Annotated in this window: 2 protein-coding genes; both read left to right on the forward strand. The window is 45.5% G+C overall.

What is annotated here, in order from left to right; translation table 11 throughout:
- Positions 1–12 precede the first annotated feature (12 nt).
- Positions 13–174: a pentapeptide repeat-containing protein gene (locus OSC10802_RS56920; protein ID WP_082218516.1), complete on the forward strand. Its 162-nt coding sequence runs from the start codon at positions 13–15 to the stop codon at positions 172–174.
- A 164-nt stretch (positions 175–338) separates the two neighbouring features.
- The coding region (locus OSC10802_RS0137970; protein ID WP_017721990.1) for a pentapeptide repeat-containing protein at positions 339–583 on the forward strand (245 nt) is incomplete at its 3' end.

Below are 583 nucleotides of genomic sequence, written 5' to 3' on the forward strand. Positions count from 1 at the left end.
ACCGGAGCTAATTTGAGCAATACCGTTCTGGAAAGCATTAGCTTGCGTGAAGCTAATTTGACGGGAGCGAACTTGGAGGGTGTAGAATTTAGAAAAGTGTCGTTTCAGAACACTATCATGCCAGATGGAAGTATAAGGAATGGTAAGGGCTGGTATGGGGGATACCCACAGTAATTACGTCAGGATTTACCCAAAGAATATCTATCTAGGGCAGGCCATGCCTGTGTTACTACTGCAAGGAGTCTCGGAGCCGGCAATTGGCGTCAGTCCAGGTTATAGCAGTTGCTTCAAGACAAGGGTGGTAGAATTAAGAGTGTGAGCTGATTGGGAGAAGAGTTATGAAGGGCCAAACAATTTCTGTAGAAGAGTTGCTGGAACTTTACGCGGAGGGAGAAAGAAATTTTGCTGGAGTCATAATTGAGTATAGCGAAGAAAAAGATTTGAGTGGCTGCAACCTGAGCGGGGCCAACTTTAGAGAAGCTAAATTCAATTGTGTGTATCTGATTGGAACCGACTTTAGTGGTGCTGACTTGAGTGGGGCTAGGATGGATGAGATGTGCCTGAATAAAGCCAACCTGAGTGG

It is taken from the genome of Kamptonema formosum PCC 10802 (genome assembly GCF_000332335.1).
In the GTDB taxonomy this organism is placed as follows: domain Bacteria; phylum Cyanobacteriota; class Cyanobacteriia; order Cyanobacteriales; family Oscillatoriaceae; genus Oscillatoria.